The sequence below is a fragment of the Patiriisocius sp. Uisw_017 genome (assembly GCF_047731265.1).
Taxonomy (GTDB): Bacteria; Bacteroidota; Bacteroidia; order Flavobacteriales; family Flavobacteriaceae; genus Patiriisocius.
The window spans coordinates 1,602,377-1,621,662 of the sequence record NZ_CP159835.1; the positions used below are offsets into that span (position 1 = coordinate 1,602,377).

Below are 19,286 nucleotides of genomic sequence, written 5' to 3' on the forward strand. Positions count from 1 at the left end.
AATTAATATAAATTTTTTAGTCTTTTTAATAAAATGGCACATCACGAACATAATTTAGCAATCTTTAGAGGAAAGCTCAAATTTAAATCAAACGAGCAAAAAATCTGGGGTGTTTTTGTTTTCTTATCAATCATTACAATTGTTGAGGTAGCATTAGGTATTATAAAACCAGAAAGTTTAATTTTTCCATTTATGTCTCCTTTTGAAGGGGGCTTATTTGCTGTTTTATCAAACATATTTTTGGCTCCCTTCATTTATATGAAGCCGTTGAATTTAATATTCATTTTCCTGACCGTTGTAAAAGCATATTACATTACTTGGGATTTCATGCACATGAGAGATGAAACAATTGGATTAAGACGTTCTGTAGTATGGACTGCAATCTTCTTAATTTGTTATCTGGTTTTAATCTTGTTAATTGAAGGTGATTATATTTTCGAGGTTTATAAAGAAAATTATATCAAATTTGATTTTTAAGATGCGATATCATAAAATAAATTTCCCGCCTGCGTGTGGGATTTTTTATGCAAAAAATTCTGTCATTATTAACAACTGCAATTTGTTCAATCTTTAATGCTAACGTATTTTTGTATAACCTTAAAAAGAGGTCAATAGAGGTTAAAGAGGTTTTTCGATCTATTGATAAATAATACACATTATGAAGAAAATTCTGGTATTAGTAACGCTCTTCCTGCTCCCTATAAGCATTTACTTGTTTTTTGCTACAGGAGTAAATAATTTTGGGATATTACCGGTATTAGTAAATAATGTAGCAGAAATCCAAAACTTTAAAACAAGTAGCGGAGCTAAACTTCAGTTAAAAGACAAGATTACTGTATTAGGTTTCTTCGGTAAGGAGCCTCTGGAGACAAAAGCGTATACCTACAATCTCGCTCACAAAATTTACAAAAAGAACAACGCGTTTAAAGAGTTTCAGTTTGTGATTTTATTGCCTGAAGGAACTGAGAATTCAGCTAAAATACTGAAATCCAAGATATCAGAAATCGCGCCCACTGAAAGTTGGAAGTTTGGTTTTGGAACCTCTCAAGATATTGAAACTGTTTTTAAATCACTTAAAAGCGGCTACCAGTTAGATTCAAGAGATGCGAGTCCTTATGTTTTTATAATTGATAAGGAGCAAAATTTACGTGGACGCAACGACGATGAAGACGTGCAGGACGGTTTGGTTTATGGATATAACAGCGCAGACATTGGTGATATAAATAATAGGATGAGTGATGACGTAAAAGTTGTTTTAGCAGAGTATAGAAAAGCACTCAAGAAGAACAATCGTGACAGTAAAATAAAGCCAAAGGAGTAATACTGTTAAAGAGAATAGCATCAAAAAACGATAACAATGAAGACTAAATATATTGGCTTAGCTGCGGTAGTATTAATTTTTGGACTCATATTTATTCCTAAAATATTCAAAAGATTAACTGCAGGAACGGTAGTCGAAAATACAAGGATGAGCACCACTATAGAGGGGGTTTCAGAAAATGGCGATGCAAGAACTAACAGTAAAAAGGATATGCCAATTTTAAGTAATGATGAGATAGCGATCTTAGAAGACGAGGAGAAGAAAGGCACAAAAATTAGCGAGGTAGTTTTATTAGAACATCAAACCGTAGCGCCGTTTAGTTTTACCAATCAAAATGGGGAAACAATTACAAATGATGCATATAAAGGCAAAGTATATGTCGTTGAATTTTTCTTTTCTACCTGCCCAAGTATTTGTCCGATCATGAATACCAATATGCTTAAGATTGAAAATGAATTTAAGGATGAAGATGATTTTGGCATTGCATCTATTACTATAGATCCTGAACACGACACAGTGCAAGTCCTCAAAGAATATGCGGAGGGGTATGAGGTGTCACATCAAAATTGGAACTTCCTAACAGGCGATAAAACTGAAATTTTAAAACTTTCTAATGAAGGTTTCAAGCTGTACGCGGCAAAAGATGATAATGAGGATGGTGGTTTTTCACATTCAGGACTTTTTGCCTTAGTAGATAAAAGGGGAATTGTAAGGTCTAGAAAAGACGAGAATGAAAACCCTATTTTTTATTATAATGGTCTTGAAGATGACGGGGTTGAAATGCTTATTTTAGATATTAAAAAATTATTATAGATGGAAACGCAAATTAAGACGAATTCAAAATATAACAAATGGATCTGGGTGTTATCCGTTGTAATTCCTATTGCAGTTGCGATACTTTTTACGGTTCGTATTCCAGGTGTTGAAAGGATGGGATTCTTACCTCCAATTTATGCTTCTATAAATGCATTAACCGCCTTTTTGTTAATCGCAGCATTGGTTATGATTAAAAACGGAAAGGTAAAAATGCACGAGACTATAATGAAAACTTGCATCGTGTTATCGGTATTATTTCTTTTGTTGTATATAGGGTATCATATGACTTCAGACTCTACGTCTTACGGCGGAGAAGGAACGATTCGTTATGTTTATTTTTTTATATTAATATCACATATATTACTTTCTATTACCGTGATACCATTTGTTTTAGTAACCTATGTTAGGGCTATTAGCGGGAATTTTGAACAACACAAAAAAATTGCCCGCATTACATTTCCCATTTGGTTGTATGTTGCGATTACTGGAGTAATTGTGTATATAATGATCGCTCCTTATTATTAATCTATCTCTTGTTTTGAATCAAAAAAAAATACTTCTACTATTGTTATTTATGTTTCTCGCTATATTCCCGGCAGAAGCACAGTGTGCCATGTGCCGTGCCGTTTTAGAAAGTGAAGAAAGTGGAGAAGCTGCTGAAGGGATCAATAACGGGATCTTGTATTTAATGGTATTCCCCTATTTACTGGTAGGTGGAATAGGATTTATGGTTTATCGCAGTCGTAAGAAAGATAAGGCGAAGGAACGTGAGCTGTTAGAATAAATTATTATTATAATGTACGATGTTTTCTTCGGAACTTTCGCCATCAATATTTTTTAAATCGAAAGTTATACATCCAATACCTTTTAACATACCGTCACTACTTTCATTTTTTTTTTGAACAATAAAGAAGTAATGGAATTACTTTGATTATCAATGTTTTTTCAGGTTACTTTCTTTTTCTAATTGACACCAACTCTAAAAATATGATGAGCAAATTTTTAGAGTTGTATAGAAATTAATTAACAAAGTTTTTTACGACAAGTTCCTTTTCTATAAAAATGCAAATAGGAATATATTAAAGCACTACAATTTTTAACATTTTCTTCACACTTCATACTGTAACATTTCTCTTTATCTAAAGTCTTATACAAAAGACTTTTGACAAGCAAATACAAGCCAACTCTTAACAAGATTTTCACAGTGTAATCATCATATTCGGTGTTACTTTGTGTTACAATTTTAAATAAATGATTGAAATCAGCGATTTACATAAGTCCTATCAAATGGGGAATAATTCACTCCATGTGTTAAAAGGGATAAATTTTAAAGTTAAGGAAGGAGAAATGGTTTCTATTATGGGGTCTTCTGGCTCTGGTAAATCTACTTTATTAAACATTTTAGGAATGTTAGATGAGGCAGACGAGGGTAGTTATACCTTAGATGGAACTCCAATCAAAAACTTAAATGAAAAAGTTGCTGCACGTTATCGCAATAAATTTTTAGGCTTTGTTTTTCAATCTTTTAATTTGATAAATTACAAATCTGCATTGGATAATGTGGCAATGCCATTATACTATCAAGGCACAAAACGTGCAGAACGTACTGAAAAAGCAATGCATTATCTAGAAAAAGTAGGATTAGCCCAATGGGCAACGCACCTTCCTAGCGAACTTTCTGGAGGTCAAAAACAACGTGTTGCTATAGCACGTGCGCTTGCGAGTGATCCAAAAGTATTACTAGCAGATGAGCCCACCGGAGCACTCGACACCACTACGTCTTATGAGGTAATGGAACTCATCCAACAAATCAACGACGAAGGAAAAACCATTTTACTAGTAACGCACGAAGATGATATTGCACACATGACCAAGCGTATTGTAAACCTCAAAGATGGTGTAATAATTGATGACTCAATCGTATCTCAGGTTAGTGCAGACGAAGCGCGAAAAAAAGCAACGGCGCATGTTTGATATTGAACGCTGGCAGGAAATATTTGAAACCATTGGAAAAAACAAACTCCGTACTCTTTTAACGGGACTTTCAGTTGCTTCTGGTATTTTCATTCTTGTAATTCTTTTGGGTTTTAGTAGTGGCATTCAAAAAGGAGTAAAATCTCAGTTTGAACAAGATGCTGCCAACCGCGTTTCAGTAAGAACAAGGACTACTACAAAAAGCTATAAAGGATTAAATCCCGGTCGCTATATACAGTTAAGAAATGCCGATTTTACCGAAATAAATAACAAATACGAAAACGAGCTCGAATACAAAACGGCCATATACAATATTTGGGGGAGCCAAGTAACCTATAATGGTGAGACCGGTAATTATCGTTTAGAGGGCGCAAGTCCCGATCAGCAATGGATAGAAAATGCCAGCTTAGTGCAAGGACGTTTTTTAAGCCAAGATGATATGGAGGAAACGCGAAAAGTCGCTATTATTGGCAACATCATTAAAAAAGACTTGTTTAAAGGTAAAGATCCTATTGGCGAAATCATATCTATTTTTGGGGTCAACTTTAAAGTAGTAGGTGTGTATTCAGATCCAGGTGGAGATAGAGAAGAGGGGCGCGTCTTTGTCCCACTTCCAACATCTCAGATTGCATTTAACGGTGGAGATAGAGTAAGGTCCTTAGCATACACAGTAAAAATGAGTGATGATTTTGACGAAGCAGTAGCAATGTCTGTGGCTTTATCAGAAAATATGGAGCAACATATTAAGGCAAAGTACTCCGTACATCCTGAAGACCGCAGTGCAGTGCGCGTCAGCAATACGCTAGAAGAAGCAAAAAAAATCTATAGCCTGATTGCCGTTATTCGCAACGTATTTTGGTTTATAGGTATTTTCACAATTATTGCAGGTGTTGTTGGGGTGAGTAATATTATGCTCATTATTGTAAAAGAGCGCACAAAAGAAATAGGAATTAGAAAGGCAATTGGCGCACTGCCTTCATCCATTGTAGCATTAATTTTACAAGAAGCAATTTTCATTACCGCAGTTGCAGGATTTATAGGCTTGTTTTTAGGTGTTGGCTTATTGCAAATCATAAGTCCTATGGTAGACAATGATTTCATTAAATCACCACAAGTAGATTTTAACACGGCAATCACGACCGTATTTATTTTAATTGCTGCAGGAGCACTGGCGGGATATATTCCTGCAAGACGTGCAGCACGAATCAAACCAATTGATGCATTGAGAGACGCCTAGTGAAAATAGCAAGTTTTAATAAGGTCAAATCACGAAAAAGTAATTTAGACGTCGATAAATTTATAAGAAATAAAAGTCAAACTTTAGAATACAACATAAGAAGAAACAATTTTTAAACCACAAACCACAAACCACAAACCACAAACCACAAACCACAAAATGTTTAAAAAAGACCGCTGGATAGAAATTATTGAGGTGTTTAATGCCAATCCGTTTAGAACGTTTCTAACGGCTTTTGGTGTTTTTTGGGGTATTTTTATTTTAGTGGTATTACTTGCCTTAACTACTGGATTGCGAAATGGGGTGAGTAAGGATTTTGGAGATTTTGCTACAAATTCTATGTTTATGTGGGGTCAGAGTACTTCAAAACCTTATAAAGGATTGCCAAAAGGACGAAGAGTTCAATTTAAATTGGAAGATGCGGCGGTATTAAAGGATAAAATTCCAGAGTTAAAATTTGTATCGCCCAAGGGGCAGTTAGGAGGATATAATGGAGCTAATAATGTAACCCGAAATGAAAAAACGGGAGCATTCACCGTGAGTGGTGATTATCCTGAGTTTATTGAACAACAACCTATGGATATTACCGCAGGACGGTTTATTAGTTACTCAGATATTAATGCCAAACGCAAAGGGGTTGTAATTGGTGACGGTGTTGTTTCTAGTCTATTTAATTTAGGAGAAGATCCTATTGGAGATTATATAAAAATTAACGGCGTTAACTTTATGATTATTGGCACTTTTAACTCTCCAAGTACTGGCGGAGGTGATGCTGAAGAAGACGCAAATACTATTTATGTTCCGTTCACAACGTTTAACCAAGTATTTAATAGAGCCGATAATGTAGGCTGGTTTGCCATAACTGCGCACGACGGTTCTAGTATCACAAATTTGAAGCCACGAATTCTCGAAATAATGAGAGATCAGCGAACTATTGACCCTACAGATCAACGTGCCATAGGTAATTTTGACAGGTCAGAAGCCTTTGGACGTATTACAGGATTGTTTGACATATTAAAATTCGTAGGTTTCTTTGTAGGAGGATTAATTCTTGCTTCGGGAATGGTTGGAATTATTAATATCTTATTGATTTCAGTAAAAGAAAGAACAAATGAAATAGGAGTCCGCCGTGCATTGGGTGCAACTCCTTGGAATATCAAAGGACAAATTATTCAGGAAGCGTTAACCCTAACTGTTATAAGCGGAATGACGGGCATTGCAGCTGGAGCGGGTGTAATTTGGATTATGAATTATGCACTTTTACAAAGTGGTCCAGTAGACAATTTTGCAAATCCTTCTGTTAATATTATCGTGGTGGTAATCGCACTTTCTATTTTAATTATTTCAGGAATTACTGCTGGTTTAATACCAGCAGCGAGAGCAACACAAATGAAACCTGTGGATGCACTAAGAACAGATTAAACAAACAAACAACAATAAACTATCCAATTAAAAATTATGAAACGGACAGGAACCATTATTACGCTTATTATTATTTTAGTATGCTTTTGCATTGGGATTTGGTATATCTATTCAAAAGATAAAAAAGATCCAGTAGTATACGAAACCGAAACTCCTAGCAAACAAACCATTGTAAAGAAAACGGTGGCAACAGGAAGTATTGTGCCTAAAGAAGAGGTTTTAATAAAACCAAATATTTCTGGAATTGTGGATGAAATATTTGTGGTTGCAGGAGATGTTATTAACAGTGGAGATCTTATAGCAAAGCTTAAAGTAGTGCCTAATGTGAACTCTTTAAACTCTGCAAAAATTAATATCAACGCGTTAAAAATACAAGTGGAGACAGCAAGGCTTGCTCTTGAAAACCAAAAAAACATCTATAACCGTCAAAAAGACCTATTTGATAAAGGAGTAATTTCTGCAAATGAATTTGATAATGCACAGCTCACCTTCAATCAGTCTCAACAACGATTTTCGCAAGAAAAAGTAAATCTTAAAGGAGCCAGGCAAACTTTTGACATTGTAAAAACAGGGACTACTGAGGGTTTAGGTGCTGCAACAATTACTGAAATAAGAGCAACTGTTTCTGGAATGGTACTCGATGTTCCTGTAAAAGTAGGAAATCAAGTTATTGAGGCTAATAATTTTAATGAAGGGACTACCATTGCAGCCATTGCAGATGTAGAAAAAATGATTTTTGAAGGAAAAGTAGACGAAAGTGAAGTGGGGAAAATCACTGAAGATCTTCCGTTAGAAATAACGGTTGGAGCAATAGAAAATAAAAAATTTGATGCGGTTTTGGATTATATAGCACCAAAGGGCGTAAGTGAAAATGGAGCCATACAATTCGAAATAAAAGGTACGCTTGCAAAAAAAGACACAACTTTTATTAGAGCAGGTTTGAGTGCAAATGCATCTATTATACTTGCAAAGGCAGAAGATGTGCTTTCAATAAAAGAAGCGTTGGTTCAGTATGATCCAGAAACAAAAAAACCTTTTGTGGAAGTTTCTGTTGGAGATCAACAGTTTGAGAGGAAGGATGTGGAGTTAGGAATAAGTGATGGTATCAATGTCGAGATTATTAGCGGCTTGGGAGAAGGAGAAGAGATCAAGGTCTGGAACCAATTAAAAGCAGTAGGTTCTGACAGATAATCTTATTAATTTCTAAAGAATTCAATTTATATCTGTAACACTTTCGGAACTCGAAGGACTTACTAACAACTACAAGCCAATTATGAGAACATTAGGAATACTATTCTTATTATTTATTACAACGACTTCAGTTTTTGCACAACAGAAACAATGGACTTTGCGCGAATGCGTGCAATATGCTCTGGATAATAATATTTCAATAAGACAAAGCGAGTTAGATGTGGAAGCTACTGATATTGAAAAAATGACTGCGATAGGTGCATTCATTCCCACTGTAAATGCATCTTCGAATATCTCTGAAAATACCGGACTAAGTTTTAACCCGGTAACAAACAATGCACAAACCACTACATTTCTTTCTTCGTCGGGGAGAATTAATTTAGGGTATACACTGTTTGATGGGTTACAAAATTTTCGCAATATACAGCGTGCAGAATTATCGCAACTAGCAAGCCAGTATCGATTAAGTAAAATGAAAGACGACATTTCATTGTTTGTGGCGAATGGATATTTGCAGGTGCTTTTAAATAAGGCAAACTTAGACGCAATACAAACTCAAAATGCAGTTACTTTAGAGCAAATTATAAGAACTAATCAATTGGTAGAAGGAGGGCAATTACCCCGTGGTGATCTACTCGAAATTCAAGCAACAGATGCAACGGAAAAGCAGCGTATAGCGGTTGCTGAAAACGCCGTGCAAATCTCTTTAATTAGCCTTGCACAACTTTTGTTAATCAAGGATTATGAAAACTTTGATATTGTTGATGAAGGATATGAATTGGTTCAAAATGAAGTGGCATTAAAAACTGCTGATGAAATTATCGAGTCGGCTAAACAAAATCGCTCAGAGGTAAAAATTGCAGAAAAAAATGTGGAGCTAGCTTTAAAAGACCTGCAAATAGCAAAAGGTGGTTATTATCCAACGGTATCGGCATTTTTTGGTTATGATACAAGATTTACAAATGCATCTTCTTTTACACAAGTAATAGATCCAAATAATCCCTTTAGTACGCAACAAGTGGGTGTTGTTGAAGAAACAGGACAAACGGTTGTAGGACAATTCCCTAACACTATAAGTCAACTTCTTCAGCCAGATCCGTTTTTTAACCAGTTGTATCAAAACGATGGTATTGCGTATGGTTTACAAGTGAATATTCCAATTTTAAATGGCTTTCAAACAAAAGCAAATGTAAGGCGAAATAAGATTAATGTTCAGCGCAGTGAATTTCAGTTAGAGCAAGCAAAGCTTGATTTAGAATCAAATGTGTATCAAGCATATTTAGACGCTGAGGGATCGAAAAAAGCGTATGAAGCAGCCGAGAAATCTTATGAATCTCAAGAATTGGCATATCAATATGCAAAAGACCGATATGATGTGGGTAGAACCAATGCCTTTGATTTTAGTCAATCGAAACTGAGATACGATAATGCGCGTATAGAACTGAATAGAAGTAAATACGACTACATCTTTAAGGTAAAAGTTCTGGAACTATACTTTGGAATCCCAGCAACCGAATTAAAATTTTAATCATGCGAAAAAAGACACTTTATTGGATCTTAGGAATTACAATTGTTTTAATACTAGTATTACTAGGATTGAGCAAAACCGGTGTTATTGGCAGTCAAAAGAAAGGTAAAGAAGTTGAGGTTGCCAAGATTGTGCCCATAAATATTGTTGAAATGGTAGCAGCAACGGGTAAAATACAACCTGAGGTAGAAGTCTCTCTATCTTCTGAGGTTTCAGGAGAAATTATTGATCTTCCTATAAAAGAAGGACAGCAAATAACTAAAGGGGAGTTGCTGGTTAAAATCAACCCAGATTTAATTCAAGCAGCCGTAAGCCAAAGTCAAGCAGGATTACAAAATGTAAGAGCACAGTTGTCTCAAGCTGAGGCAGGGGAGCGTAATGCGCATGCAAATTATGACAGGAACAAATCTTTATTTGAAAAAGGAGTAATTTCTAAAGCAGAATGGGATGGTAGTATAGCAGATTTTGAGAGTGCACAAGCCAACGTCAAATCTGCGTATTACAGCGTGCAAAGTGCCGCGGCAAATGTGAAACAGTCTCGTGATAACTTATCGCGTACGGCAATTTATGCTCCAATGTCTGGAACAATTTCTAGGCTTGATGTAGAGCTGGGCGAACGGGTAGTTGGCACAGCACAAATGGCAGGTACCGAAATTGTTAGTGTAGCAGATTTAAAAAACATGGAAGTTGAGGTAGATGTTAATGAAAATGACATCGTAAAGGTGGCGGTTGGAGACAGTACCTTAGTGGAAGTGGATGCCTATTTAAAAAGAGAATTTAAGGGCGTTGTTACTGAAATTGCAAACTCTGCACAAACAGCACTTTCTGCAGATCAAGTGACTAATTTTAAAGTAAAGGTGCGAATTGTACCAGAATCTTATGCAGATTTAACTGAAGGGAAATTAGAAAGTTTTTCACCATTTCGTCCCGGAATGACGGCAACTGTTGATATTATCACCAATAGAAGAAACAACATTGTGGGAATTCCTATTAGTGCGGTTGTGATAAAAACAGACACGACCTGTACTAAGAAGAAGTTGAAAAAAGATAAGAAAATTAAATCTGCAATAGAAGAAAAGTATGAAGTTGTCTTCGTAAAAGATGGTGACAAGGCAAAGATAAGAGTTATTAAAACGGGCATACAAGACGATAGTAATATTGAAATCATTTTTGGCTTAGCAGAAGGAGACGAAGTAATAACTGGACCCTACAATACCGTTACAAAGTTGTTAGATTGTGGTGATATGATTGTTGTTCAAGACGATTCTGAAGCTGAAGAAACTAAAGATTAATTTCTTATGGCTACCTTACTCTGTATCGAAACAGCTACTACTAATTGTTCTGTAGCTATCGCCATAAACGGTGTCGTCGTTGCCCTCAAAGAAGACAATCCTAAGAATCAAGAAGGAAAGAAGTTTTCTCATGCTGAGAAATTACACCGTTATATTATTGAAGTACTCAGTATTGCTAAAATATCTAAAAACGAATTAGAAGGCGTAGCGGTAAGTAAAGGCCCGGGTTCTTATACAGGGCTTCGTATTGGAGTTTCGGCAGCAAAAGGCATTTGTTTTGCTTTAGACATCCCTTTAGTTTCTATTCCTACACTTTCGGTTTTAGCTACTCAAGTTTCAGATAAGACTGCGATTATTCCTATGTTAGATGCTCGCAGGATGGAAGTGTACTCCGCAGTATTTAATTCAGCAAAAGAACAAGTAAGGTCTACGGAAGCACAAATTCTAGAAAGCACCTCTTTTGATAATTATTTAGAAGAGGGTAAGGTTACTTTTATTGGTGACGGTGTGGAGAAATTTAAAACGATCTGCAATCACCCTAACGCGCTATTTATTGAAGATGCATTACCTTCGGCTAATGACATCGCGGTACTTGCTGAAGCCAAATACAAAAAGAGCGACACTGAAGATGTTGCGTATTTTGAACCGTATTACCTAAAAGATTTTATGACGTTTAAAAAACAATAACTTTTGTTGTTCTCATCATAAGTTTTTTATTTTAAGCTACTGTCTCACTGCGGGCTAACGCTGCCCACCGTATCGTAATACTTTATCACGCCCCTTAGATCTTTCTCATCATTGAGATCGAGCCTATTTTCGTTTATATACGCTTTGATCATATCTTTATTACTGCCAAAAACCTTCAGTTTTTTGTTTTTGGATTTTGGCAATACATAAAATTTACCAGTTCTTGTCACGATATAGTACTCAGGCTTGTCTGTAAATTTTGCGGGAGTATCTTGTAACATTGTAGATTTTGCTTTTTTTGCAGCGGTAAATTTCTTTTCAAGTTTTTTGTAGAGTTGTATTTGATTGCCTTCAAAAAGTACTTGAAAATACCCTCCGTTTTCGATACCCCCTTGATAGGGTACAAATACAAAAATATTGTCTGCGATCTTTACATATACATCTTCAGACTTAGTTAATACTTTCGCTTCTTCATCTGGGGTGCCTAAGGTTTCCTTTATTTCAATTTCATCTGCTATTGCATTGTAGCGCAAGCCTACGTTTGTTGCTAATAATTTGTCATCCTTATACACATTGCCTGGAAGATAGGATGGACTGTTATAGGGTGTTCCTTGGTAGCTCAAAGGATCATCAAAAGAAATTCCTTTTTCTGATCTTTTAACAAATTCGTCCAATATTAATAAATCGCTTGTAAATGCTTTGTCCCAATATTGGGCCTTTCCTTTAGTGGTGCTAAGACACGCTAGTAAGACAAAAATTATTGCTCTTTTCATTTGTAATTTTATTTTAGTGATGAAGATGGTATGCCCAAATAAAGCATCTTCTATTAATTTATAATTTAGTGGTGGGCATATCATTTAATCTTATATTCATAAAGTAAATGTACCTCACAACTCCAGTGCCCACAAGTCAAGCCAGTCGCCATTTATAAATAAGAGGCTTTGTTTTATAAATGGAGATGAGTGGGGTAACTTTCTTTATGGTGATTATAAAGGTGGTTTTTGGGAGTAGATATAAACCCTTGTTTTTTATAATTTTTCAGCTACTTTTTAATATGCGCCACTATCGTTTGCAATAAAAACACTTGTGTTTTGAGATGCTGTTTGAAGATATATTTTAATCGCATCTAAATATCCAGAAGCAACTTCGCAACAATTAATCGTTAAGCATTAATGCTGTTCTATTTAGAAATCAAGCACTTTTAGTTTTTAGGACTGCTTTTTTAATTGATTTCTTGTTTTAAAAATCCAATGCAGTTTTGAGAATTCTGTTAAAAAAGGTAAACCAATAAATATCAATGCAAATATTTGTAATACAATCATAGGGTTAAAATTAGAGTAATTCTATACGAAACACTTAATTTTGACCTGTGATTAACAACTATGATATTTTAATACTTGGCGGCGGTGCATCAGGATTTTTTACAGCAATTAATAGTGCTGAAAATAACCCAGCATATAAAATTGCTGTTCTAGAACGTGGTAAAGAAGTTTTGACAAAAGTTAAAATTTCTGGAGGCGGAAGATGCAATGTAACGCATGCCGAATTTATGCCTTCAGAATTATCAAAAAATTATCCAAGAGGCGAAAAGGAATTACTAGGTCCCTTTCATAGCTTTATGACGGGTGACACCATTGCTTGGTTTGAAGAACGGGGGGTAGCATTAAAGATTGAAGAAGATGGAAGGATGTTTCCAGTAACAAATAATTCTCAAACGATAATAGATTGTTTTCTTTCAGAAACGGAAAGACTTGGCATAGAGATATTAAAGGGACAATCAGTTAAAAAGATTGAAAGAGAGCAACAAGGTTGGAAAGTTACCACACCAACGGGTGTATTTCAATGTTCAAAATTGGTAGTTGCTACTGGAAGTAATCCAAAAATATGGCAACTACTAAAGGATTTAGGACACACTATTGTTCCTCCAGTACCTTCCCTTTTTACATTTAATTGCAAAGATGAAAGAATTGTAGCTTTGCCAGGGCTTTCAACCGATGCTACAATCGAAGTTGTTTTACCTTCTCCCTTCGGGGGAGCAGGCGGGGGACTTACTTCTGAAGGACCATTACTGATAACGCATTGGGGGTTTAGTGGGCCTGCGATTTTAAAATTATCTGCTTGGGGAGCTCGGGTTTTAGAACCTTCAAACTATCATTTTAAAATAAATGTTAATTGGTTATTAGATACTAATCAAGAGGAAGTACTAACCCAATTAATGGATGTCAAAATATTGAACCCACGCCAAACGCTTTATAAGTATACACAGTTTGACTTACCAAAACGGTTATGGCAAAGTTTGTTAAGAGCAGCTGGAATTAATGAAACCGAAACTTGGGCAGACATCACAAAAATTAAACTTCAGAATGTAGCAAACCAGCTCACCAATTCAGTATTTGATATAAAAGGGAAAAGTACTTTTAAGGAAGAGTTTGTTACCGCTGGAGGAGTCGCTTTAAAAGGAGTGAATTTTAAAACTTTTGAAAGTAAAATTCATCCCACACTTTATTTTGCCGGCGAAGTCCTAAATATTGACGCGATAACTGGAGGGTTTAATTTTCAAAACGCTTGGACGGGAGGATATCTTGTGGCAAAAGCCATATCTAGTTAAAATTTTCTGTCAGGAGAAAATAGCTGTATCTCTAAAGAAGTTTTTTTGTCTGAAATAATTTCAGATACTAGCTTTCCTGTTGCAGGACCTAAGCTCCATCCCATCATTGCGTGCCCAGTCGCAATGGTTAAATTATTGCATTTTTGAGATTTACCTATATACGGTTTACCGTCAGGAGAAATAGGCCGCAGTCCACAGGCAGCTTGTTTTAGCTCGGTGTCTGTAATAGAAATATCTGGATAATATGAGTGAGAGGCTTTGGCAATAGCAGCAACTCTTTTAGAATCTATACTGTGATTTAAACCGCCAATTTCCATCGTGCCAGCAAAACGTGTAAATCCATTCATAGGCGTTACCGCTACTTTTGCTTCACATAAAACATGTGGGATGGTAATTTGTGTTTTGTTTCTTGTGTCAATGCGATATCCTTTACCCGCTTGTAACGGAATGTTAATTCCTAACTGCTTACTTAATTTTTGACTCCAAGACCCAGCTGCAAGGACTACTTCATCCGGTTTAAATTGTTGCTTTTCTGTGGTTACAGAAACGATTTTAGAATTAGAAAGGGCAAGATCAGTAACCGATTCATTGTCGTGTATTTTCACCTTATGATTGACGAGCCATTGTTTTAATTCGGTCATAAATTCTTGGGGCGTAGTGTGAGAATCACAATCATAATAAACAGCTCCTTTCACATCCATCGAAACATTGGGTTCCATTTTTTTTAATTCGGTTAAAGAAATTTCTTTTGCACCTAGACCTTGTTGATAAGCAACAGTTGCTATTTCAATTTCTTCTTTGAGTTTGCTTTCAGTTTTACAAAGCATTAATAATCCCTTTTTTTCTAACTGAAATTTAAAACCTTCCGCCTTCTTTATTTCCGAAAATAATGCTGAACTAAGCAGGTTAGTGTCTTTGATTATTTCCATGGATTCAGTAACATTTTTAGATGTACACGATTTTTTGAATGCCCAAGCCCAATGAATAAAATCACGTTGCAAACTAGGTTTTATAAACAAAGGACTGTTTTTGTCAAACATATATTTTAGCCCTTGTTTTACGATACCTGGAGCTGCCAATGGCATAAAATGACTCGGGGTTACATAACCCGCATTGACATAGGAAGCACCAGAATCCATAGAAGTTTTGTCAATAATCGTAACCTTATGTCCTGCTTTTACCAGGTAATATGCTGAACATAAACCTATTATTCCACCTCCAATGACTAAACAGTTTTTCATTTTTTTTACTATTTAAATAACTTGAAACCCGTGTGCATAGGGATCATCTTCAGTATCTATTATAATGGTATTGTACCCATATATTTTTGCCCATCCTTTGATGCTTGGTATAATTGCCTTTTTTCCAGCTAAGATCGTTTCTTCTTCAATAGCACAGGTAAATGTTGAGCCAATGTAGCTTTCATGTATAAAAGATTGGCCTATTTTGAGTTTTCCTTTGGCATATAATTGTGCAAGTCTCGCTGAAGTTCCTGTGCCACAGGGTGATCTGTCAATTGCTTTATTACCATAAAATACAGCATTGCGCCCGTGTGAATTTTTATCAATTGGAGTTCCTGTCCATTGGATATGGCTTACATCTTTGATAGTTTCATTTTCAGGGTGTATAAATTGGTTGGGATATTTTTTGTTAATGAGCACTCTGATTGTTTGCGAGAGGTCGATTAAGCGAGTCGCAGTAAAATCTTGAACGCCACTAAAATTATCTTGCGGATCAATAATAGCGTAGAAATTTCCGCCGTAGGCTACATCAAAAGTAAGCAAGCCCAATTTTGGGCATTCAACAGATAAATTTTCAGCAGCTAGATACGAAGCAACATTCCTTAATTGAACCCAAGCTACTTTATCTCCCTTCATTTTGTACTTAATAAGCACGAGACCGGCAGGAGTTTCCATCTTAATAATACCTGCTGTTTTTGGGGTGATTATTTTTTCTTCAATTGCAATAGTAATGGCGCCAATGGTTCCGTGGCCGCACATAGGCAAACATCCAGAAGATTCTATGAACAAAATCCCAAAATCGTTTTCGGCATCTTGTGGTTCAAAAAAGAAACTACCGCTCATCATATCGTGACCTCTTGGTTCAAACATTAATCCCCGTCGAATCCAATCGTATTCCTCTAAAAAATGCTGCCGTTTTTGACTCATAGAGTCTCCCTTTAAATCTGGATGGCCTGAGATGACGACCCTCACTGGATTTCCGCAGGTATGAGCATCAATACATTTAAAAATGGTCTTAGGCATTCTTTAAACTATTAGGAAGCAATGATTCTGGCAGATTTTGAAAAGTAAAAGGACGCACCCATCGTCGTATGGCATTTGTACCAACGGCGGTAAACCTGCTATCGGTCGAGGCGGGGTATGGTCCACCATGCGTCATTGCTTCACAAACTTCAACCCCTGTAGGGACTCCATTGTAAACCAATCTTCCAACCCTATCTTGCAATGCATCCACGAGTGTGTCTAGCGTTTGAACATCAGATTCTTCAGCCATAATGGTGGCTGTTAATTGTCCTTCTAAATTTTGAATTATTTCTAAAAGTTGTTCTTCATTGTCACAACTAACCACCATAGAAAAAGGTCCAAAAACCTCTTGATGGAGCTTGGTGTTCTTTAAAAATATTGCTCCAGGCACTTCAACTAATGCTGCGTTTGCGCTATTAGCCATTTCGCCCTCTTTTAATTGTAGGACTGCATTTACTTCGTCTTGGGCTAGGATGGTATTCCGGTTATTTATGAAACCTTCGTATATAGAAGGATGTAACATACATCCTTCATTTTTATGTTGTAGTTGCTTGCTTAATTCACTAACAAAAGCCTCAGAAGCCGCACTTTTTATAGTGAGTAAAAGGCCTGGGCTGGTACAAAATTGTCCTACACCCGTGGTTATGGAATCTGCGTACATACTGGCTATTTCATTACTTCTTTCTTTTAAGGCATTTTGAGTAATCACTACGGGATTAATACTTCCCATTTCAGCAAAAACAGGGATAGGTTCATCACGCTGATTGGCAATATCAAACAAGGCTCGTCCTCCTTTGAGACTCCCGGTAAAACCTACTGCTTTGATGTGTTTGTTTTGTACTACGTTTTTTCCAACTTCGTGACTGTTGCTATTAAGATTAGAAAAAACACCGTCTGGCATTCCTGTTTTTTTAGCTGCAGTTTGTATTGCCTTCGCGATCATTGCACCAGTGCCTGCGTGCATAGGATGATTTTTAGCAACAACAGGGTTTCCTGCTGCCAATGCACTTGCTGTATCTCCTCCGGCAGTTGAAAATGCAAACGGGAAATTACTCGCGCCAAATACAGCAATGGGACCAATAGGAATTAATAGTTTCCTTATTTTATTTTCAACGCTTTCAAAAGATATTTCGCGCCAATCTTCCTTTTCTATTAAGGCTGCAAAACTTTTAAGTTGTCCAATCATTCTGCTTCGTTCCCCTTCTGCACGTCCTTTAGGAAGGGCGCTTTCGCTCATATATAGTTCTAATAATGGATCGCCAATATTTAGAATTTCTTCAGCAATCGTATGGAGAAATGTAGCTCTGTCTTTTCCTGAAACGCGTCTGTATTTTTTAAATGCTGAAGCGGCTAAGGCGCAGGCTAGGTTAACTTCTTCTCGTGTAGCTTCGGTTAATTCAGTTTCGTTTTCTTGATTCGTTTTTGGGTTTATAGTTTTGAAACTACTATTCCCAAGAGCCGAAGAATGGTAACCAATTATATTTTCGTTCATAGTCTTCATCTTAGTTTAAGTTTTTATAATCTGGAAGTTGAGGTCTATTTTTTATTCCGTTTTCAATAACTGAAACTACGTGTTTTCTTTCTTCTCCTACAAGTGGTAATCTTGGAGGTCTCACATTTTCAGAACCAATTTTTGTAGCAACTTCTGCCAGTTTTATATTTTGAACCAATTTAGGGTTTATATCCAATTCTAGCAATGGTAGAAACCATCTATAAATAGCCAAGGCTTCTTGAATACGTCCTGCTTTTTGTAATTCATATATGGCAACAGTTTCCGCAGGAAATGCACAAACGAGTCCTGCAATCCATCCATCAGCTCCCATTAATAAACTTTCTAAGGCCAAGGTATCAACTCCAGTCATAATTTTTAAACGATTCCCAAAATTGTTTTTGATTCTAGTCACATTAGAGATGTCTCTTGTAGATTCTTTTACTGCTTGTATAGTTTCGTACTTTAAAAGTTCTTCAAACATTTTTTGAGTGACTTCAATTTTATAATCAACAGGGTTGTTGTATACCATAATAGGTAAAGATGAGCTGGTCGCTACGGCTTTAAAATATTCCACGGTTTCTCGGTCTCCTGCCTTATAACGCATGGGCGGCAACATCATTAATCCGGATGCTCCGTCTTCTTCAGCTCTATGTGCTGCGGCGACTGCTTTTTTTGTAGTTTGCTCTGCAATGTTTATTAAAACAGGAACTTTCCCCGCAACTTTGCTCACGGTGGTTTGAGTTAAAATTCTTTTTTCTTCATCTTCTAAAGTACTGGCTTCTCCCAAGGTGCCTCCTAAGACAATACCGTGAACTCCTGCCTCTAATTGAGCTTGAATATTAAGCTCAAACAAAGGGAGATCTAAGGTGTCGTTGTCTGTAAATTTAGTGGTGACGGCTGGCATCACACCTTTCCATTCAAATTTCATGTGTGTTTGTTTTACATTCAAAATTACAAGAGATAAAAAACTAATTTTAATGTGTTTTTATCCGTTATTGATATTATTTTATTGCCTATCCGTTTATTTTTCAGTCGCTGTAAGGACCGCTATCATCCCCTCAAGGGTATGTCTTTCATCCCTTTGTCCCGTTGCATCTCTGATCTTGTGCATCGTCCAAACGGGTGATAGCGTTTAAGTCCCAGTTGCCGCTTTAGCTCTTTGCTCGAAAATCCTTTATTGGTAGCGCTCATCAAACAGGAAGTTTTACACCATGCCATAAAACTAAGGTTGGAGTTTTACATTATAGTTCCACTACGCGAAGTCTGTCGTGCATTGCAGGATTTACATTGGGATGCCCGTTTATTGTTAAGCCAGTAATGCACAGTAAAATTGCAGCTATTACAAATCACTCCTTCCTTCTCGCGCTGTTCTTTAAAGTGTAATCTGCAACTTTCTTCGTCTGTAAAGGCTACTGTAAATGAAAAAACAGCTGTATTACAAATCTTTGATTAAC

Annotated in this window: 18 protein-coding genes and 1 pseudogene; 13 read left to right on the plus strand and 6 right to left on the minus strand. The window is 36.3% G+C overall.

The genetic code is table 11. The annotated features are described in order from the left end of the window. The first annotated feature begins 33 nt into the window (after nucleotides 1-33). The 12 genes from ABXT67_RS07170 (at nucleotide 34) to tsaB (ending at nucleotide 11,468) form a co-directional block, all read left to right on the plus strand. Nucleotides 34-477, plus strand: a complete 444-nt coding sequence (locus ABXT67_RS07170; RefSeq protein ID WP_415376588.1) for a cytochrome C oxidase subunit IV family protein — start codon at nucleotides 34-36, stop codon at nucleotides 475-477. Between the two features lie 181 nt (nucleotides 478-658). Next, nucleotides 659-1,321, plus strand: a complete 663-nt coding sequence (locus ABXT67_RS07175; RefSeq protein ID WP_415376589.1) for a hypothetical protein — start codon at nucleotides 659-661, stop codon at nucleotides 1,319-1,321. Between the two features lie 36 nt (nucleotides 1,322-1,357). Further along, the gene (locus ABXT67_RS07180; RefSeq protein WP_415376590.1) at nucleotides 1,358-2,134 is read left to right on the plus strand and encodes an SCO family protein; all 777 of its coding nucleotides are present in this window, start codon (nucleotides 1,358-1,360) and stop codon (nucleotides 2,132-2,134) included. Next, on the plus strand, nucleotides 2,135-2,662 hold the full coding sequence (locus ABXT67_RS07185) for a DUF420 domain-containing protein (RefSeq protein WP_415376591.1): 528 nt from the start codon (nucleotides 2,135-2,137) through the stop codon (nucleotides 2,660-2,662). A 49-nt stretch (nucleotides 2,663-2,711) separates the two neighbouring features. Continuing rightward, nucleotides 2,712-2,921 (plus strand): hypothetical protein, encoded by a 210-nt coding sequence (locus ABXT67_RS07190; protein WP_415376592.1) that lies wholly within the window; start codon nucleotides 2,712-2,714, stop codon nucleotides 2,919-2,921. A gap of 467 nt (nucleotides 2,922-3,388) precedes the next feature. Beyond that, the gene (locus ABXT67_RS07195; protein WP_415376593.1) at nucleotides 3,389-4,111 is read left to right on the plus strand and encodes an ABC transporter ATP-binding protein; all 723 of its coding nucleotides are present in this window, start codon (nucleotides 3,389-3,391) and stop codon (nucleotides 4,109-4,111) included. Beyond that, entirely contained in the window at nucleotides 4,104-5,348 is a 1,245-nt protein-coding gene (locus ABXT67_RS07200; protein WP_415376594.1) for an ABC transporter permease, read from the plus strand. The genes ABXT67_RS07195 and ABXT67_RS07200 overlap by 8 nt, the downstream gene beginning before the upstream one ends. Before the next feature lie 159 nt (nucleotides 5,349-5,507). Beyond that, entirely contained in the window at nucleotides 5,508-6,770 is a 1,263-nt protein-coding gene (locus tag ABXT67_RS07205; RefSeq protein ID WP_415376595.1) for an ABC transporter permease, read from the plus strand. Nucleotides 6,771-6,806: 36 nt separating this feature from the next. Further along, a complete protein-coding gene (locus tag ABXT67_RS07210; protein WP_415376596.1) occupies nucleotides 6,807-7,961 on the plus strand; it encodes an efflux RND transporter periplasmic adaptor subunit in 1,155 nt (384 codons plus the stop codon). An 82-nt stretch (nucleotides 7,962-8,043) separates the two neighbouring features. Continuing rightward, on the plus strand, nucleotides 8,044-9,489 hold the full coding sequence (locus tag ABXT67_RS07215) for a TolC family protein (RefSeq protein ID WP_415376597.1): 1,446 nt from the start codon (nucleotides 8,044-8,046) through the stop codon (nucleotides 9,487-9,489). Between the two features lie 2 nt (nucleotides 9,490-9,491). Beyond that, the gene (locus ABXT67_RS07220) at nucleotides 9,492-10,781 is read left to right on the plus strand and encodes an efflux RND transporter periplasmic adaptor subunit (protein ID WP_415376598.1); all 1,290 of its coding nucleotides are present in this window, start codon (nucleotides 9,492-9,494) and stop codon (nucleotides 10,779-10,781) included. A 6-nt stretch (nucleotides 10,782-10,787) separates the two neighbouring features. After that, complete coding sequence (gene tsaB / locus ABXT67_RS07225; RefSeq protein WP_415376599.1) at nucleotides 10,788-11,468, plus strand: tRNA (adenosine(37)-N6)-threonylcarbamoyltransferase complex dimerization subunit type 1 TsaB; 681 nt, start codon at nucleotides 10,788-10,790, stop codon at nucleotides 11,466-11,468. 44 nt (nucleotides 11,469-11,512) lie between these two features. Here tsaB and ABXT67_RS07230 read toward each other — a convergent pair whose 3' ends face one another. Further along, on the minus strand, nucleotides 11,513-12,241 hold the full coding sequence (locus tag ABXT67_RS07230) for a hypothetical protein (RefSeq protein WP_415376600.1): 729 nt from the start codon (nucleotides 12,239-12,241) through the stop codon (nucleotides 11,513-11,515). A gap of 599 nt (nucleotides 12,242-12,840) precedes the next feature. On the opposite strand from ABXT67_RS07230, the gene ABXT67_RS07235 reads away from it, so the two are divergent. Beyond that, on the plus strand, nucleotides 12,841-14,076 hold the full coding sequence (locus tag ABXT67_RS07235; protein WP_415376954.1) for an NAD(P)/FAD-dependent oxidoreductase: 1,236 nt from the start codon (nucleotides 12,841-12,843) through the stop codon (nucleotides 14,074-14,076). On the opposite strand, the gene ABXT67_RS07240 is transcribed toward ABXT67_RS07235, so the two are convergent. The 5 genes and pseudogenes from ABXT67_RS07240 to ABXT67_RS07260 form a co-directional block, all read right to left on the minus strand. Next, a complete protein-coding gene (locus ABXT67_RS07240; RefSeq protein WP_415376601.1) occupies nucleotides 14,073-15,317 on the minus strand; it encodes an NAD(P)/FAD-dependent oxidoreductase in 1,245 nt (414 codons plus the stop codon). The genes ABXT67_RS07235 and ABXT67_RS07240 overlap by 4 nt on opposite strands. Before the next feature lie 12 nt (nucleotides 15,318-15,329). Continuing rightward, on the minus strand, nucleotides 15,330-16,340 hold the full coding sequence (locus ABXT67_RS07245) for a 4-hydroxyproline epimerase (RefSeq protein ID WP_415376602.1): 1,011 nt from the start codon (nucleotides 16,338-16,340) through the stop codon (nucleotides 15,330-15,332). Continuing rightward, nucleotides 16,333-17,832, minus strand: a complete 1,500-nt coding sequence (locus ABXT67_RS07250; RefSeq protein WP_415376603.1) for an aldehyde dehydrogenase (NADP(+)) — start codon at nucleotides 17,830-17,832, stop codon at nucleotides 16,333-16,335. Before ABXT67_RS07250 ends, ABXT67_RS07245 begins: the two co-directional genes overlap by 8 nt. Nucleotides 17,833-17,842: 10 nt before the next feature. Further along, entirely contained in the window at nucleotides 17,843-18,760 is a 918-nt protein-coding gene (locus ABXT67_RS07255) for a dihydrodipicolinate synthase family protein (RefSeq protein WP_415376604.1), read from the minus strand. A 120-nt stretch (nucleotides 18,761-18,880) separates the two neighbouring features. After that, nucleotides 18,881-19,275, minus strand: a pseudogene (locus tag ABXT67_RS07260) (IS1595 family transposase); the annotation flags it as partial. Nucleotides 19,276-19,286: the final 11 nt, after the last annotated feature.

Bases quoted from the DNA above. Each gene is read 5' to 3' on its own strand.
- ABXT67_RS07170 (WP_415376588.1), top strand. From the start codon at position 34: ATGGCACATCACGAACATAATTTAGCAATCTTTAGAGGAAAGCTCAAA.
- ABXT67_RS07175 (WP_415376589.1), top strand. From the start codon at position 659: ATGAAGAAAATTCTGGTATTAGTAACGCTCTTCCTGCTCCCTATAAGC.
- ABXT67_RS07180 (WP_415376590.1), top strand. From the start codon at position 1,358: ATGAAGACTAAATATATTGGCTTAGCTGCGGTAGTATTAATTTTTGGA.
- ABXT67_RS07185 (WP_415376591.1), top strand. From the start codon at position 2,135: ATGGAAACGCAAATTAAGACGAATTCAAAATATAACAAATGGATCTGG.
- ABXT67_RS07190 (WP_415376592.1), top strand. From the start codon at position 2,712: ATGTTTCTCGCTATATTCCCGGCAGAAGCACAGTGTGCCATGTGCCGT.
- ABXT67_RS07195 (WP_415376593.1), top strand. From the start codon at position 3,389: ATGATTGAAATCAGCGATTTACATAAGTCCTATCAAATGGGGAATAAT.
- ABXT67_RS07200 (WP_415376594.1), top strand. From the start codon at position 4,104: ATGTTTGATATTGAACGCTGGCAGGAAATATTTGAAACCATTGGAAAA.
- ABXT67_RS07205 (WP_415376595.1), top strand. From the start codon at position 5,508: ATGTTTAAAAAAGACCGCTGGATAGAAATTATTGAGGTGTTTAATGCC.
- ABXT67_RS07210 (WP_415376596.1), top strand. From the start codon at position 6,807: ATGAAACGGACAGGAACCATTATTACGCTTATTATTATTTTAGTATGC.
- ABXT67_RS07215 (WP_415376597.1), top strand. From the start codon at position 8,044: ATGAGAACATTAGGAATACTATTCTTATTATTTATTACAACGACTTCA.
- ABXT67_RS07220 (WP_415376598.1), top strand. From the start codon at position 9,492: ATGCGAAAAAAGACACTTTATTGGATCTTAGGAATTACAATTGTTTTA.
- tsaB (WP_415376599.1), top strand. From the start codon at position 10,788: ATGGCTACCTTACTCTGTATCGAAACAGCTACTACTAATTGTTCTGTA.
- ABXT67_RS07230 (WP_415376600.1), bottom strand. From the start codon at position 12,241: ATGAAAAGAGCAATAATTTTTGTCTTACTAGCGTGTCTTAGCACCACT.
- ABXT67_RS07240 (WP_415376601.1), bottom strand. From the start codon at position 15,317: ATGAAAAACTGTTTAGTCATTGGAGGTGGAATAATAGGTTTATGTTCA.
- ABXT67_RS07245 (WP_415376602.1), bottom strand. From the start codon at position 16,340: ATGCCTAAGACCATTTTTAAATGTATTGATGCTCATACCTGCGGAAAT.
- ABXT67_RS07250 (WP_415376603.1), bottom strand. From the start codon at position 17,832: ATGAACGAAAATATAATTGGTTACCATTCTTCGGCTCTTGGGAATAGT.
- ABXT67_RS07255 (WP_415376604.1), bottom strand. From the start codon at position 18,760: ATGAAATTTGAATGGAAAGGTGTGATGCCAGCCGTCACCACTAAATTT.